This window comes from Verrucomicrobiota bacterium, assembly GCA_037139415.1.
GTDB lineage: Bacteria > Verrucomicrobiota > Verrucomicrobiia > Limisphaerales > Fontisphaeraceae > JBAXGN01.
In genome coordinates this window covers 1-16,763 of record JBAXGN010000093.1, presented here as the reverse complement: position 1 = coordinate 16,763, position 16,763 = coordinate 1, and the positions used below count along the sequence as shown (strand labels likewise).

Annotated in this window: 11 protein-coding genes; 7 read left to right on the top strand and 4 right to left on the bottom strand. The window is 59.3% G+C overall.

All coding sequences use genetic code 11. The features are described 5' to 3' along the window. Positions 1-24: 24 nt before the first annotated feature. Together nadA and WCO56_16640 are read right to left on the bottom strand one after the other, a co-directional pair. A complete protein-coding gene (gene nadA, locus WCO56_16645) occupies positions 25-1,032 on the bottom strand; it encodes a quinolinate synthase NadA (GenBank protein MEI7731205.1) in 1,008 nt (335 codons plus the stop codon). Positions 1,033-1,175: 143 nt separating this feature from the next. After that, positions 1,176-2,780: a PQQ-binding-like beta-propeller repeat protein gene (locus WCO56_16640; GenBank protein ID MEI7731204.1), complete on the bottom strand. Its 1,605-nt coding sequence runs from the start codon at positions 2,778-2,780 to the stop codon at positions 1,176-1,178. Between the two features lie 165 nt (positions 2,781-2,945). Here WCO56_16640 and WCO56_16635 point away from each other — a divergent pair, with 165 nt between their 5' ends. After that, the gene (locus WCO56_16635) at positions 2,946-4,034 is read left to right on the top strand and encodes a cellulase family glycosylhydrolase (protein ID MEI7731203.1); all 1,089 of its coding nucleotides are present in this window, start codon (positions 2,946-2,948) and stop codon (positions 4,032-4,034) included. Then, the gene (locus WCO56_16630; GenBank protein MEI7731202.1) at positions 4,031-5,854 is read left to right on the top strand and encodes a right-handed parallel beta-helix repeat-containing protein; all 1,824 of its coding nucleotides are present in this window, start codon (positions 4,031-4,033) and stop codon (positions 5,852-5,854) included. Before WCO56_16635 ends, WCO56_16630 begins: the two co-directional genes overlap by 4 nt. Here WCO56_16630 and WCO56_16625 read toward each other — a convergent pair whose 3' ends face one another. Next, complete coding sequence (locus WCO56_16625; GenBank protein ID MEI7731201.1) at positions 5,855-7,360, bottom strand: DUF4832 domain-containing protein; 1,506 nt, start codon at positions 7,358-7,360, stop codon at positions 5,855-5,857. Positions 7,361-7,538: 178 nt separating this feature from the next. Here WCO56_16625 and WCO56_16620 point away from each other — a divergent pair, with 178 nt between their 5' ends. From WCO56_16620 to WCO56_16600, 5 genes are all read left to right on the top strand, one after another. Beyond that, positions 7,539-11,195 (top strand): DNA polymerase III subunit alpha, encoded by a 3,657-nt coding sequence (locus tag WCO56_16620; GenBank protein MEI7731200.1) that lies wholly within the window; start codon positions 7,539-7,541, stop codon positions 11,193-11,195. Between the two features lie 81 nt (positions 11,196-11,276). After that, positions 11,277-11,594: a DUF883 family protein gene (locus tag WCO56_16615; protein ID MEI7731199.1), complete on the top strand. Its 318-nt coding sequence runs from the start codon at positions 11,277-11,279 to the stop codon at positions 11,592-11,594. Positions 11,595-11,597: 3 nt separating this feature from the next. Next, the gene (locus WCO56_16610; GenBank protein ID MEI7731198.1) at positions 11,598-11,984 is read left to right on the top strand and encodes a phage holin family protein; all 387 of its coding nucleotides are present in this window, start codon (positions 11,598-11,600) and stop codon (positions 11,982-11,984) included. Next, on the top strand, positions 11,963-12,259 hold the full coding sequence (locus WCO56_16605; GenBank protein ID MEI7731197.1) for a hypothetical protein: 297 nt from the start codon (positions 11,963-11,965) through the stop codon (positions 12,257-12,259). The genes WCO56_16610 and WCO56_16605 overlap by 22 nt, the downstream gene beginning before the upstream one ends. 4 nt (positions 12,260-12,263) lie before the next feature. Beyond that, the gene (locus WCO56_16600; GenBank protein MEI7731196.1) at positions 12,264-12,821 is read left to right on the top strand and encodes an NUDIX hydrolase; all 558 of its coding nucleotides are present in this window, start codon (positions 12,264-12,266) and stop codon (positions 12,819-12,821) included. On the opposite strand, the gene metH is transcribed toward WCO56_16600, so the two are convergent. Then, entirely contained in the window at positions 12,815-16,606 is a 3,792-nt protein-coding gene (metH, locus tag WCO56_16595) for a methionine synthase (GenBank protein MEI7731195.1), read from the bottom strand. The genes WCO56_16600 and metH overlap by 7 nt on opposite strands. Positions 16,607-16,763 lie beyond the last annotated feature (157 nt).

The window sequence follows — 16,763 nt, the reverse complement described above, 5'->3', positions numbered from 1 at the left end:
GTGTAATGGTGCCACGTCAAAGGCTCACGCCGGCATCGTTTGCGCGGAAACCTCGAGCATCCGCTCAATCGGAGCGCGGGAACGGCGAATAATCTCCTCGCTCAGTTCCAGCCGGGGCGAAAGATTTTCCATGCAATCGTACAACTTTTCGAGCGTATTCAGCTTCATGTACTTGCACTCATTGCAACGGCAATTCTCCGTCGGCGCCGCAATGAACTCCTTGCCGGGACACTCCTTTTTAAGGCGATGCAACATGCCGGCCTCCGTGGCGATAATGATCTGCCGGGCGGGACTCTGCTTGCAATACGACACCATCTTCTCCGTCGAACAAACCTCGTCCGCCAGCAGCCGCACCGCCTTGGGGCATTCCGGATGCGCCACGACCGGCGCGTCGGGAAACTGCTGCCGGATGCGCATGATGGCCGCATGCGTCCATTCCACGTGGACGTAGCAATTGCCCTTCCAGAGCGTCATGGGCCGCCCCGTTTGCTCCATGACCCACGCACCGAGATTTTCATCCGGCACAAACAGCAGATCGCGATCTTTCGGGCTGGCGTTGACAATCTTCACCGCATTGCCGCTGGTGCAGATCACATCGCTCAACGCTTTCACGGCGGCGCTGCAATTGATGTATGAAATTGTATAAAACCGGGGGTTGGACGCCTGCAACGCGCGCAACTTATCCGCCGGACAACTCTCCTCCAGTGAACAGCCCGCGTCCCGATCCGGCAGGATCACGACTTTGCCGGGGCTCAAGATCTTGGCCGTCTCCGCCATGAAATGCACGCCACAGAAGACAATGACCTCGGCGTTGGTCTGCGCGGCCTGCTGCGAGAGCCCCAGTGAATCTCCCACATAATCCGCCACATCCTGGATTTCCGGCACCTGATAATTATGCGCCAGGATGACGGCGTTTAACTTCTGCTTCAGCGCCACAATCTCACGCGACAGCGCGTCCAACCGCGCTGGGGCCAACGGTTGGCGCACCGGAAATAGATTCCCTGCTGCCTGATTTGCCGACGTTATCGTCATTCGCAAAACCTAGTGGCAACTGCCCCCCGCGTCAACCAAAGCGTGCGAAGACGGCGATGTTTCTACAACGGGACCCACAATCACCCAGCCAAACAAGATGCACCCCCACGGTAGGTCCGTTCATTCCAGATCGTCCGTGGCGCTCACTTGCTGCCGGGCTTGGTTTCCCGCACCGCCCACAGGTAGTTTTTCGAGGAAATGTAGAGGGTGTTGTCCACCGCCACAGGCGAGGCCCAGATGGCCGCCCCCAGATTGATTCGGGCAAGTTGATTGAATTCCTTGCCGGCTTTTAAAATCCATAGACTGCGCAGCGTGGGCAGATAGATTTTGCCATCAGCCACGAAGGTGGACGCCCACAACGTTTCACCGGTTTCATGCACCCATTGCACTTTGCCGGTTTCAGCATCCAGACAATGCACCCGTCCGGCAACATCCCCGATGTAGAGTAATCCGTCCACAATCGCCGGCGTGGAAAGGGTGCGGTCAAGCCCCTGGTAACTCCAAATCCTGCCGGTACTGGTGAGATCGCCAGTCTTGGTCGCGTCAATACACCAGAGCGCCCCCCTGCCCCGGCCGTGTTCCGGGTCGCGCCCGATCGGGACATAAATCCGGTCCCGGTACAAAACCGGGCTGGCTATAATTTCGCTCGTGCCGACAAAACTGCTCAGGCTCTGTTTATTGAGCGATTGTTTGAGGCGCTTATCGCCCAGCGAGTAATGCGAGGCCCAATCCAACCCGCCGAAGGATTTGTATTCCGGCGGATTGCAGTCGAACCACCAGACGGTTTTCAATCTCACCGGTTGTTCCGGCACGGACGACAGCGCCTCGAACGCGTAGCACACGCCGTCGCCTCCGCCGTAGAAAATCAATTTGCGTCCATTCACCACCCCCATGGAGGGCGTGGACCATTCGCCATGCATGATATTGGTGCCAATGCAGTCGGCATCGTCCCGTGCAACCAGACGGCCGGTCTTTTTCTCGAGCACAATCAGGTTGGCAGCCGTGGGCGCCGGCGTTTTGCGATTGTCAGCATAGGCAATCTGCGCGTCGCGGTCGGTACCGTTGGACGTGTTTACATAAAGCAAATCCCCATCAATCAACGGCGAGCCATTGCAGGCGTCCGCCGGGCGAATGCCGTAATCCCACATATCAAACGTCCAGATCACCCGCGCGCCCCGGACATTGGGCGCGGCATTGGTATCCGCTGCGTTTGCGGAGGCAACGGGTGGCGCATTCGTGTCGCCGTTGGCATCCAGGCAAATCACCTGGCAACGGTGATTCACAACATAGACACGGTCCCCCTCCACAGTGGGGGTGGCGCAGATACCCAGGTTGGGCGTAATGCGGCCCAACATGAATTTCCACCCGGGATCCACCTCACTGGGGAACTTCCGATACGGTTCGGAGTATTGCCACAGCAGCTTGCCCGTGGCGGCATCTAGGCACTTGAGCACGCCCTTGCCCGTCTCACCCGTACCAATGAAGATTTTGCCACCCACCACCGTCGGCGCCGAGTACGTCACCGCCCCGATACGCACTCCCCATTGGACGTTTTTGGCCGTGGAAACAATGATCTCCCCTTTTGCGGAATCCTTTTCGCCGGGCTCGAACGAATCCGGGAGATGCTGTCCTTCAGCCATCATGTTCTTGCTGTGTGAACCGGCAAATTCAGGCCAGTCTTTGGCCTCGGTTACGACGGGCAGAAGAAATGCGAACAAGGAGGCGCAGATGAATAGCGGTGTTTTCACCAGCGCTGGTTTCGTCTTCCCGATTCGTGCGGCTACGGCACATTGCTTTTGGTCAAGGCTCATGTCCATGAGCGTACCTTCGCCCGCATCGCCGTCAAGCGCTTATCCGCCTTCTAGCGACAATGACTTGACTGTCCCGTGGATTTTCCCATGCTGCGACTTTGCATGAAACGCCAGCGTCAACTGATAACCTTGGCCGGCCAGCGACTCGTCGCGGCGGGAATCCCCTTGCTGCTCATGGCAACGAACTTGGCGGAGGCCGCCAACCCTGCCCCGGCGGAAATGGTGCGGCAACTTGCGCCGCTATCAGTGCGCGGTGTGAATTATTATCCACGCGAAACCTCGTGGGGCGGTCTCTGGACTAAAACGCCGCCGGAGGTCTGGGAGAAAGACATGGCGCTGGCCGCCTCGCTCGGCATCAACACGGTGCGTACGTTTGTGCAGTTCAGCCCGAAGCTGGAGCAAGCGGGACTGTTGCATAACTCCGGTGCTCCAACACCCGCGTACCTGGAAAAAATCGACCAACTGTTGGCCATCGCCTGGCGTCACGGCATCCGTCTGATCGTGTGCCTGGAATTTGACACTCGGCGGCTGGCAACCTCCGGCGCGGACGCGGCCTGGAAACGCGGCTTTACCGCCATAATCTCGGCGCATGCCCACGATGGCCGCGTGCTGCTCTGGGATCTGATGAACGAGCCGGATGACGATGCCAAGTGGACCAACGCCACCCGCGCCTATCTTCGCGAAGCGCTCCCCCTGGCGCACCAACTGGACACCAATCATCCCACCACCATCGGCCTGACCTGGCGCATCGACCGGCTCAAGGAAACCGGATTCCCGGATGTGCTGCAATACCATGAGTATTGCCCCAAGACCATGCTGTTTAAGCAAGGCCCGGCGCGCATCAGCCTGCCCATCGCCACGCATCGTCAAAAGGGCGGCGCACGGCCGTTGCTCATTGGCGAATTCGGCATGAGCACGGCGCGGGATCCCCAATTCGGTGCTGAGCCGTCACTGCACAGCAAGCTGAGCGACGCCCCCGGCACCGAGGCGGAACAAGCCCGACTCTACCAGATCGTGCTTACCGCTGCGGAAAAAGACCAGGTGGCCGGGGTACTGGCCTGGTGCCTGCACGATTATCCGATCAAGAACCCCAACGAGTCACACTTTGGCCTGGTGCGCGCCGACGGCACGCTCAAACCCGCCGCCGGAGTTCTCAAGAATGTGTACCACCAGTGGAAGGCCAGACCATGAGGGTAATTCCAATCGGCAGCCAGAACATCCTCAGGATTCTCATAACCCTCCTTGCGCTATTGCCCTTCGCCAAGGGAATCAGCGCAACAGCGGCAATTGCCGCCGCTCATCCCATCGTCGAACTGCGCCAGCTCATGCAAGCGGCTGTGACCGCCAAAACGAATCGGGTGGTGATTCCGCCGGGCATCTATCGCGGCGTGCCGAAGCCGGGCGAACGGGTGCTCGTGGAACTGCGAAATGCAGCCGGCCTGGAGATCATCGCGGATGGCGTGACGATGATTTGCGAGCACCCCACGCGCGCCATGAACATCAGCCGCTGCACGAACGTGACGCTGCGCGGGCTTACAATTGATTACGATCCGTTGCCCTTCACGCAAGGCGAGATCGTCACCGTGAATCCCGCCGAGGGTTGGCTGGACGTGAAGATTCACGCCGGCTATCCCGTCGAGCCCTACACCCGCCTGGATATCGTGGATCGCCAGACACGCTACCGCAAGCAGGACAAACCGTTCATGTGGGGCGGCAAAGCGGAAGTGCGCCCCGGTGGCATCGTGCGGGTACAGAACCGCAGCGCCGCAGCCTTCGCGCAGGTGGGCGACCTGGCCTCCATGGGGGGATACGGCAACAACGTGGTGCCGCACACGCTGGCGGTGGAAGATTCGGGCAACATCACCTTGCAGAATGTCACCGTCTTCACCTCCAATTGCATGGGCATCATCGCCTCGGGAGGCGAGGGCAACCATCGGTTCCTGGGTTGCCGCGTCGTTCCCGGGCCACCGCCGCCCGGAGCGACCGAGCCGCGCATCCTCAGCACGGAGGCCGACGCCATCCTCACCAGTTCACTCCGGCAAGGCGTCCTCACCGAAGGTTGCGAGATTCGCGATGCGGGCGACGATTCCTGGAGCGTGCAAAGCAGCGATTACGTCATCGTGAAACGGGAAGGCCGCACCTTGCTGCTCGCGGCGCGCGACACCATGGCCGTGCAGTCGGGCGATCGGTTGCAGGCCTCACTGAATGGCCCTGTGGCGCGGGTCGTTTCCCGCACGGTGCTGAAGCGTAAAGACGCCGCCCTGTCCCCCGCAATCGAGCAGCACCTCGCCAAATCCGGTCCGTGGGGTTACTGGCATCTGCTCCCGGCCTTTCCCGGCGGCAATGTCTGCCAGGTGACGGTGGATGCCGAGGTTCCATGGCAGGAGGGGGATTCCGTGTACGATCTGGATCGCCAGGGGAACGGGTTCATCTTCCGCAACAACACCGTTCGCAGCTCGGGGCGCATTCTCATCAAGGCCTCGGGTCTGGTGGAGAGCAACCGCATCGAGGGCCCCTTCGCCATCTCGGTGCTTCCCGAGGTGCCGCACCAGGCGGCGGCGGGCATCGACGAGATCGTGATTCGCCACAACCTCATCCGCGAGGCGCACATGTTCAATCCCTTTCCCGATTCACCCCAGGCCGGCGCCATTTCCGTGATGGGTGGCGACGATGGCCATGGCGGGTTGCGGCCCGCCGGAGTGCATGGCCGGGTCATCATCGAAAACAACACGATTGAGGGCGGCAATGGCGCGGGCATCGTCATCAGCTCCGCGCGGGACGTGACGATTCGCAGCAACCGCCTGGTGCGCCTGTTGCACATGCCGCCCAACAGCACGGGCAAACGCTATCGCATTGATAACCACGCCGCCGTGTGGCTCGCCCAGTGCGACCACGTCCTGCTCCAGGACAATCAGTTGCTCGCCCCCGGCCCGGAACTGAGCCAACCCGTCGTTCAAGGCCCGGGCGTGAAACAGGTGGAAGGCGCGCTGACCATTTCGCCAACGCACTAATTACGGCCCGACCGTCACCGTACCGGCGGTATAGTAGTTTGCCTGGTCCAGGAGGCCGGGCCGCAAAGCGACGAACACATCCCGGCTGGCCTCGCGGGAATGTAACTTGAACTTCACCGTGTATGCACCGGGCTTCAACGTGGCTGGCAGATTGAGCGGGTACTTTTCCACGAACGGCTCCGCCGCCTTCGGCAGCCAATGCTGGTTGCCGGAATCCACGACCTGCTCGAAAACCTGCGGCCCCTCCAAACGCACATGCAATTCATACGGCCGGTAAGCCGGGGCCACTCCGCGATTCTCCCAATTCATTTCCATGACCGGCCTGGCTCCCGCGCGCAAGGCCCCGGAGAAACGGAGGCGATGAGGAAAGAACCAGTAGCCGCACCGGTTCAGCAGTTCCTTGGTCAACTCCGGATTATCGGCGAGCCATTCGTGGGCATAGCCATGATAACCGATGTAGGTGGCATGCAGCAATCCCATGGCCCCGCGAAAATATTCCGGACCCTTCTTGCCCTTGCCATATTTGGCCGCGGAAGAATCCGGGCGCGCCTCCCAGTTGCCCTGTTTCTTCACCGTGCCATAGTGTTCCAGCTCAAACACCGTCGGCATCTGCAAATACGCGGCGGCAAAAAACTCCGGACTGCGCACGGTGAAGTGATCGCTGCGACCTTGCAGGTAGCTGTTGACCAGAATGCTGTCGTCGCGAAAACTGATGCGGTTCGCGACCGCATAATCGCACTCCGCCTGGCGCTCCTTGGGATTTGTGAGCGCATAGACATAATCATCGGAGAGCACGAGCTGGCTCTTCTTGAAATACTTCAGATGCAGGTCCAGGTGTCGCTGCCGGACCGCAAACCCGCATTCCTTCCGGCTGCCGGCCCAGGTGTGGCCTTCGCCCCAATCGCCAATGCTGCCAACATCCACGTAACGCAGCCAGGGTTTGCCATCATAACGCGAGGCGAACGCGGCGAGAAAATGCTCCAGCTTTTCGAGGAATATCGGATCGCCAAAATCCGGCTCCCACGGGCCATCCGGGCCAACCTCCTTGCCCATGCGATAATAGACGCCCTTGGCACCGGCCTGCATCACCCATTTCGGTGTGGCGAACTGTTGCTCCACGCGATCCGTGCCGGTCTCCTTGCAACTGATGCGGAAGGCAATCCCCAGGCCATGCGCCGTCCATTTCTCGATAATCCGGTCAATCACCGGCCAGTCAAACTGGCCCTCCATGGGCTCCAGGTACGCCCATGACAGGCGTAAATACACGTGATCCATGCCCGGAAATTCGAGCAGATCCTTGTCCTGCGCGATTTTATATTTTTCGATGTGGTTATCCGGATAATGGTGATACCAGCCCTTGTGCGGGTTGATGAGCGGCGCGTTGGTGTCCCATTGGGGGCGCAAATCAAACGCCGGTCCGTCCGCGGCCGCAGTCGAACCGCACGCCAGGGCCAGCAGACCACCAAGGAACAGTTGGCAACCGGTTGATTGAACAAATGGCATCATGCGGCGAGCCTAATGCCGGTTCGCCAGCCCGTCAACTCTGACGCAACAGTTCCGTATTTCTCGGTCTGATCGTGGCAACCCCGGCTCGAAGATGCAGCATGTGCGTGATATGATAACCCAAGTTGGATTTTTGCATTTTCTGCTTTGACCGCAGGCGGCAACGCTCCATAGTTTTGCCATGACGCATTCGGACTTTGTCCATCTGCATTTGCACACAGAGTATTCACTGCTGGACGGGGCATGCCGCCTCGACCGGCTGGTGGAGAAGTCCCATGCCCTGAATTTCCCCGCGCTCGCCATCACGGATCATGGCGTGATGTACGGGGCGGTTGATTTTTACAAGGCGGCGCGCGAGGCGGGCGTCAAGCCGATCATCGGGTGCGAGGTGTATGTGGCGCCCGGCAGCAGGTTGGAGAAGAAGACTTCCAGCGGTGGCCGGGACGTTTATAATCACCTGGTGCTGTTGGCCAAGGATCAGGCCGGGTATAAGAACCTCGTCAAGCTAGTCTCGGATGCGCATCTGAACGGGTATTATTACAAGCCCCGCATTGATAAAGAGATGCTGGAAAAGCATCGGGAGGGTTTGATTGTGCTTTCCGCCTGCCTCGCCGGCGAGGTGCCGGAGTTGATCTTGAAGGGGGAACTGGACAAGGCGCGCGCGACGGTGGATTGGTTCAAGCAGGTCATGGGCGCGGATAATTATTATCTGGAACTGCAAAACCACGGCATCGCGGAGCAGGCCAAGGTGAACCGTTATCTGATTCAATGGGCCAAGGAATTCGGACTGAAGGTGGTGGCCACGAATGACGTCCATTACGTGGAGCAGTCCGATTCACACGCGCACGATTGCCTGATCTGCATCGGCACGCAAACCATGCTCGCCGACCCCAAGCGGATGCGCTATGAGGAAGGCCAGTTTTATCTGCGTTCGACGGAGGAAATGAAGGCGCTGTTTGCCGACATACCGGAGGCGGTGACCAATACGCTGGAGGTGGCGGAAAAATGTAATCTGCAAATCAAGCTCGGGCAGTTGCATTACCCGGTATTTCCTAAACATCGCGAGATTCCCGCTGGCTTGCAACTGCGGCACAAAGCCGTCGAAGGGCTTAAGCTGCGCTATACGCTTCAGGCGCGAGTCGAGGATAATGAGATCATCCCGGAAAGCATTGAATATCCCTTGCGCCTGCCGACCCTTCGCAAAGCCCTGGAGAATGGCATCGAAATCGCGCGTCCCGCTTCCAATGCCTTGACGGATCCCGTCGTCGCGGAGGCGCTCAAGGTGTTGATGGACCGTTTGAATGTGGAGCTGGCCGTCATTGAGAAAACCAACTTTGTGGATTACTTCCTCATCGTGGGTGATTTCGTGGAATATGGCCGGCAACACGGGGTGGATTGCGTAGCGCGTGGTTCCGCCGCCGGTTCCCTAGTCACGTATCTATTGACCATCTCAAACGTGGACCCCATCCGGTACGAGCTGCTGTTCGAACGGTTTCTGAATCCCGAGCGCGTCAACCCGCCTGATATTGATATTGATTTTGCGGATGACCGCCGGGCGGACGTCATTCAATATGTGCGCCAGACGTATGGCGATGAATGCGTCGCGCAGATCATCACGTTCGGCACCATGGGCGCAAAATCCGTGGTGCGGGATGTCGGCCGCGTCATGGGCCTGAATTACAGCGATTGCGACCGCCTCTCCAAGCTGATTCCCACGGACGCGAAAATGACGTTGGAGAAGGCGCTCAAAGACGTGCCGGAACTCAAGCAGGCTTACGATAACGAGCCGCAAACCAAGGAGCTGTTTGACACGGCATTCGTGCTGGAAGACATCACGCGCAACGCCTCGGTGCATGCCGCCGGCGTGGTGATCGGCCCTGAACCGCTGCACAATCAACTGCCGCTGAAGAAGGACGAGGATGGCGCCATCGTCACCCAATACGCGATGGGGCCCGTCGGCGACCTGGGCATGTTGAAGATGGACTTTCTGGGGCTTAAGACGCTGACGGTCATCCGACGCACCTGCGAGTTGGTGAAGAAGCATCGAGGCCTCGACATTGATATCCAGAATCTGCCGCTGAACGATGCGGCCACCTACGATCTGCTCAACAAGGGCAACACGGTGGGCGTGTTCCAATTGGAATCCGGAGGAATGCGCGATTTGTGCCGAAAGTTCCAGATTGGCTCGGTGGAACACATCACGGCGTTGATCTCACTCTACCGCCCCGGGCCGATGGACTTGATCCCGGACTTCATCAAGCGCCGCCATGGTCAGGTGAAAATTGCGTATGATCACCCCTTGCTGGAATCCATCTCCAAAGAAACGTACGGGGTATTGATTTACCAGGAACAGGTGATGCAAGCAGCGCAGTTGCTGGCCGGGTACACGCTCGGCGGCGCGGATATGTTGCGGCGCGCCATGGGCAAAAAGAAGGTGGAGGAAATGGAGAAGCACCGCGACACCTTCGTCAAGGGCGCGGCCACGTTGAACCATATTCCCAAGGATAAAGCCAATGCCATCTTCGACCTGCTCCAGAACTTTGCCGGGTACGGCTTCAATAAATCGCACGCGGCGGCGTATGCGGTGGTTGCCTATCAGACGGCCTACCTGAAGGCCAATTACCCGGTGGAATTCTTCTGCGCCATGTTGACGAACGACATGGGCGACAACGATAAGGTGTCCATCCTCATTGAGGAGGCGCGGCAGTTTAAGATCGAAGTCCTGCCGCCAGACATCAACGAGAGCGATGATTATTTTGCTCCCGCACCCGATGGCAAGGCGATCCGGTTCGGACTCGCCGCGATCAAAGGCATTGGCGAGGCAGCGGTACGCATCATCCTTAAGGCGCGGGAGGAAGGCGGCAAGTTCAAATCCCTGCTCGACATGTGTGAGCGCGTTGACAGCCGCACGATTAACCGCAAAGTGCTGGAAGCGTTCATCAAGAGCGGCGCGTGTGATTACTTCGGCCAGAACCGGGCTACCCAGTTTGCGCGGATGGATCATGTGCTGACCCGCTCCGCCAGCGTGGTCTCAGACCGGCAGCGCGGGCAAAACACCCTCTTCGGCATGCTCGAAGATCGCGCGGCGGAGCAACCGGAGAAATTGCCCGAGCTGGAGGAATGGCCGCAACACGAGCTGCTCGCCTTTGAGAAGGAACTGCTGGGCTTTTACGTGACCGGCCACCCGCTCACTCCGTATGCCGACATTCTGGAAAAATACTGCCTGCACAACTCACAGACGGCCAAAACCGTGACCGCCCGGCAACCCACCCGCTTGGGTGGCCTTGTTACCAGCGTGCAACCGGGCATCTCGAAGAAGACCAACAAACCGTACATGATGGTTGGTCTGGAGGATTTGCATGGTTCCATGACCATGCTGGTATTTAACGAGAATTACGATAAATACCACGCCCTGCTCACTCTCAACCAAGCCATCATGGTGGTTGGAGAAGTCAATAACGACGAAGATAAACCCAAGATTTTCCCGCAGGAAATCTTCAAACTGGACGAGGCGCCACGCCGCTACACGAGGCAGGTACACCTGAAGTTGCACACCGCACACCTCACTGAGGAACGTCTGCGTCAGGCCTTGGCCATCATCCAGCGTCACCCTGGACGCTGCCCGCTCTTCCTCTGCCTGATGATGCCTGAGGAAAAACCAATGTTCATTGAAGCACACGAATTATTTTGCGTGAACCCCTCCCGTAATTTGCAGATGGAAGTGGATGAGATGTTCGGTGAAGACACCTACTTTGTGCGGGTGGACACCACCCCGCCGCAAAAGGTGCAGCGCCAATGGGCACCGCGCAAGAGCGATGGCGATGGGAATGGAGAATAACCCAAGATTCCACCCTTGACAGGAACCGGAAACAAGGGAAGATTAAACCCGAATAAATTGTTACCAACGAAAGGGAACCCTATGCAAGACAGCGTAACTGGACCTTCAAAAGAAAAAGTCGCGGAAGATTTGCGGATCCTCGCCCAGGATGCCGAAGAATTGCTCAAAGTCACAGCGGGTGAAGTCTCCGATAAGCTTGGGGAAAAAGCCCGGGCGGCACGTGGCCGCCTGATCGCCACGCTGGACAAGGCGAAGGACACCTGCCACCGCATCGAAGAAAAAGCCATTGATGCCGCCAAAGCCACCGATAAAGCCATCCGCACGCATCCCTATCAAGCCATGGGAATTGCATTTGGCGTCGGTTTGCTGGTTGGAGTGCTCCTGGCTCGCAGAAAGTAAGCCATGGACGACAGCGAACGTGGGGGCGGCATTTTTGCCGCGCTGAGAAGCATTGCCAGCCGGTTCCTGGGCCTGGTGGCCAACCGGCTGCATTTATTCTCTCTGGAACTCCAGGAGCAAAAGATGCGCCTGCTGGATTTGCTGCTGGGATTGCTCATCGCCTTGGCGGTCGGGTTGGCCGGGCTGGTCATGGCCACCGTTTGCCTGGCCATGTGGCTCTGGAAAACCGCCGGTTATCTCGGGTTGGGGTTGGCGGCCGCACTGCTGGTCGGCCTGGCGGTAATGCTGTTCCTGCGAATCCGTCACCAACTTAAAAACAGCCCCAAACCGTTCGCCCAAACCATCGCCGAATTTCAGAAGGACGCCGAATGTCTCCGGCCCAAAGGCTAAAGGAAATTGAGGAGCTGAAACAAATGCTGGTGCTGCAAAGCGACTTGCAGCGGCAACTGATTGCGTTTGAGGCGGCACAGTTGCAGCGGCAGGCAACCTCGGGGGTGGAATCCTTGGCTGGAAAGTTCTCCCTGGGCCGCCCTTGGATGATCGGCCTGGCGGTGGTGGGCGGCATGGTGGCGGTTCGCCATTGGCGCACCCTTCTGGGGTGGGCACCGCGCGCCTTGCGCTGGTGGCAGACCATCCGCCTCGGGTTGGACCGTTTGGGATTCTAGCGCCATGCAACCGTGGAAAACGCTGGCCCGCCGCAAGGTACTACAGCAAGGGCGCTTCCTGACGCTGGAAATGCACGATGTGGCGTTGCCCGATGGCCGGGTCATTACCGACTGGCCTTGGGTCATTACGCCAGATTACGTCAACATCCTGGCCGAGACCACCGAGGGAAAATTCCTGTGTTTCCGGCAGAACAAATATGCCATCCAAGGCGTCTCTTTGGCACCGATGGGCGGATTCGTTGAACCCGGCGAAGCGCCCGAATTTGCTGCCCGCCGCGAGTTGCTGGAGGAAACCGGCTATCAAGCGGATCATTGGACGCCGCTGGGCAGTTACGCCGTGGATGCCAACCGGGGCGCAGGCACCGCGCACTTTTTCCTCGCCCGGCACGCCCGCCCGACCGGCACCAAAACGGCCGATGACCTCGAAGAACAAGAACTGCTCCTGCTCAGCCGGGCCGAAATGGAACACGCGCTCGCCAACGGCGATTTCAAAGTACTCCCGTGGTCGGCAGCGGTTTCGCTGGGCTTGCGCGCCTTGGATACACTACCCAAGCCTCAGTGAGGTTGCCCGCATCCGCAGCCGACTTTCGGGCTGGTGACAGCCACTGACGGTTCGTAATTCAGGTACGGCCCCAGCCAGCGTTCCACCTCCGCCAGCGACATGCCTTTGCGCAGATGGTATTCCGCCACCTGGTCGCGATCCAGCTTGCCCACCGCAAAATATTTGGAGTCCGGATGCGAGAAATACAGGCCGCTGACGCTGCTGCCAGGCCACATCGCGCCACTTTCCGTCAGCTTGATCCCGCTGTTTTTCTCGGCGTCGAGCAGCTTCCAGAGCGTGAACTTTTCGCTATGATCCGGGCAAGCCGGGTAACCGACGGCGGGCCGAATGCCACGATATTTCTCGCGGATCATCTCTTCCCGGGAGAGCTTTTCATCCTGGCCAAAACCCCATTCCTGACGGGCGCGCTGGTGCAGGTATTCGGCAAACGCTTCTGCCAGCCGGTCCGCCAGTGCTTCTGCCATGATGGCATTGTAGTCGTCGTGGTCCGCTTTGAATCGCGCCACAATCTCGTGCAGACCGTGCCCGGCGGTCACTGCGAACACACCCAGGTAATCGTTCCGGTTCGTCCCGGCCAGCGGGGCCACGTAATCCGCCAGGCAATGATTGAACTGGTCCGCCGGCTTGGACAGTTGCTGCCGCAAGAAATGGAAGCGGGTGAGCACGTCGCGACGCGACGCATCCCGGTACAATTCCACGTCATCGCCCACGCTATTAGCCGGGAAAAACCCGTACACCCCGCGCGCAGCCAGGTGGCCATCGCGCATGAGGGTGGCCAATAATTTCTGCGCGTCGTCAAACAGCTCACGGGCTTTGTCGCCCACCGTTGGATCGTTGAAGATGGCCGGGTAACGGCCGCGCAATTCCCACGTATGGAAGAATGGCGACCAATCGATATACGCTGCGAGTTCTGCTAGGGAGACCGTTTCATGCGGCAATCCGGGAACCTGGAAGCCATCCGAACTCACCAGTCGCAATCCGGTAAAGGATGGCTGCGGAATCGTGTACGCGCTCCAATCCACCGGCGTCCGGCGTTGGCGCGCCTCGGCCAGAGAAATGAGTTTGCTCTGAGTGCCGGCGTGTTGCGCGCGCAACCGCTCGTAATCGTCGTTGATGGACTGAACAAATGCAGGGCGCGAGGCCGCGTTGTGCAGGCTGCCCACCACGGGCACTGCGCGCGAGGCGTCCAGCACGTACACCACCGGTCCTTGATAATGAGGTGCGATCTTCACGGCCGTGTGCGCCTTGCTGGTCGTGGCACCGCCGATCAGCAGGGGCACGTTCAGACCCTCGCGCTGCATCTCGCGCGCCACGTGCGCCATCTCATCCAGCGAGGGCGTGATCAGACCGCTCAAGCCGATGATGTCCGCCTTGAGTTCGCGGGCGGTCTGTAAAATCTTCTCACAGGGCACCATCACGCCCAGATCAATCACCTCGTAATTATTGCAGCTCAGCACCACACCGACGATGTTCTTGCCAATGTCATGCACGTCGCCCTTGACGGTGGCAAGCAGCACTTTGCCCTGGGCACGGCTGACGCCCGACGCCACTTTTTCCGCCTCCATGAATGGCATCAAATAGGCCACCGCCTTTTTCATCACCCGCGCGCTTTTGACGACTTGCGGCAGGAACATGCGGCCGGAGCCAAAGAGATCGCCGACCACGTTCATGCCGACCATCAGCGGGCCTTCAATGACGGCCAGTGGTCGCCCCAGTTTCTGCCGGGCCTCCTCCACGTCCTGCTCGACGAAATCCGCCATGCCTTTCACCAACGCGTGAGTCAGGCGCTCCTCGACTGGGGCACTGCGCCAGGTGTCTTCCGCCACCTGTTCGGTCTTGTCTTTTTGCTTGATAGACTCCGCAAATTTAATCAGCCGCTCGGTGGCGTCCGGACGCCGGTTCAGCAGCACATCCTCGACCTTCTCCAGCAAATCGCGCGGCACCTCTTCGTACACCGCCAACATGCCGGCATTGACAATCCCCATGTCCAACCCGGCCTGGACGGCGTGATACAAAAACGCAGCGTGCATGGCCTCGCGCACCACGTTGTTGCCCCGGAAACTGAACGACACATTGCTGATGCCGCCGCTGACTTTGGCATACGGCAGGTTCTGCTTGATCCAGCGCGTCGCCTCGATGAAATACACGCCGTAATTTGCGTGCTCCTCGATGCCCGTGCCCACCGTCAATACGTTGGGATCGAAAATGATGTCCTGCGGCGGGAAGCCGGCCTGCTCGGTGAGAATCTTGTACGAACGCGCGCAGACCTCGCGTTTGCGCTCCAGGGTGTCTGCCTGGCCGCGCTCATCAAACGCCATCACCACCACCGCCGCGCCGTAGCGACGGATCAGGCGTGCTTGCTGAATGAATTTCGCCTCGCCTTCCTTGAGGCTGATGGAGTTGACCACCCCCTTGCCCTGGAGGCATTTCAGCCCGGCCTCAATGACGCTCCACTTGGAACTGTCAATCATGATCGGCACGCGGGCAATCTCCGGCTCCGACACCACGAGGTGCAGGAAATGCACCATGGCCTTCTCGGAATCCAGCATGCCCTCGTCCATGTTCACGTCAATCACCTGCGCCCCGTTCTCCACCTGTTGGCGTGCAATGCTCAGCGCCTCGTCGTATTTACCTTCCAGGATGAGCCGGGCGAATTTGGGCGAGCCGGTCACATTCGTGCGTTCGCCAATGTTCAGGAAATTGCTATCCGGCCGCACGACCAGCGCGTCCAGACCACTCAACCGCAGGTACGGCTCCCTGGGTTTCGGCACGCGTGGTGGAAGCCCCCGCAGGGCAGCGGCGATTTGCCGGATATGCTCTGGCGTCGTACCGCAGCAGCCACCGACAATGTTCAACCAGCCGTTGCGCGCCCACTCCGCCAGTTGCGGGGCCAACGTCTCCGGCGTCTCGGGGAACCCAGTCGGCAACAGCGGATTGGGTAGGCCGGCGTTCGGATAACAACTGACATACATCGGGGCCAGGGTCGCCAGCTCTTCCATCAGCGGGCGCATCTCTTTGGGTCCAAGCGCACAGTTCATGCCAATGCTCAGCAGCGGCACGTGCTCCAGCGAAGTCAAAAAGGCTTCCACCGTTTGCCCCGTCACCCCGCGGTTGCTGCCCGGCTGAATGAACGTCACGGAGGCCAACAACGGCAGGCGCAGGCCGCGTTCGTCGAATAGCCTCTCTATGGCAAAAAACGCCGCCTTGGCATTGAGCGTATCGAAAATGGTCTCCACGAGGAACAAATCCGCGCCGCCATCCAGCAACCCGCGCGCCTGTTCCAGATAGGCATCCACCAGCTCATCATAGGAGACCCCGCGCGCGGCGGCGTTATGCACATCGGTGGCAATCGAGGCCGTCTTGGTCGTCGGCCCCAGCGCCCCGGCCACAAAGCAGCGGCGGCCGGGATGCGCCGCCATGCAGGCATCGGCGGCTTGGCGCGCACAGCGCACCCCGGCCACATTCAACTCGTAGGCCAGGGATTCCATGCCGTAATCCGCCAGCGAAATCCGTTGGGCATTGAACGTGTTGCTCTCAATCAGGTCCGCCCCTGCCTCCAGGTACTGGCGGTGGATGTCCTGAATTACCTCGGGCCGGGTAAGATTCAGCAGATCATTGTTGCCCTTGAGATCCTTGTGCCAGCCTTTGAACCGCTCACCCCGATACGCGGCCTCATCCAGCTTTAGAAACTGGATCATCGTGCCCATCGCGCCATCAATAATGACATGGCGCTCCCGAAGCAGTGCTTCAAACTGTTCCTGACCGTTTACCCGCAAATTTTTCATGCGTCTACAACGTAGCACCAGATGTTGAAAATGTAAATATCGTTTTATCAAGATACGTTGATATGTTCTTTCTTATTTCCCGTACTTTTGCACCGCTCCGGTCTTATCACGGAAATATTCCAGCCATTTTCGGGTGATTGCGTCGCCAATGCTGGGA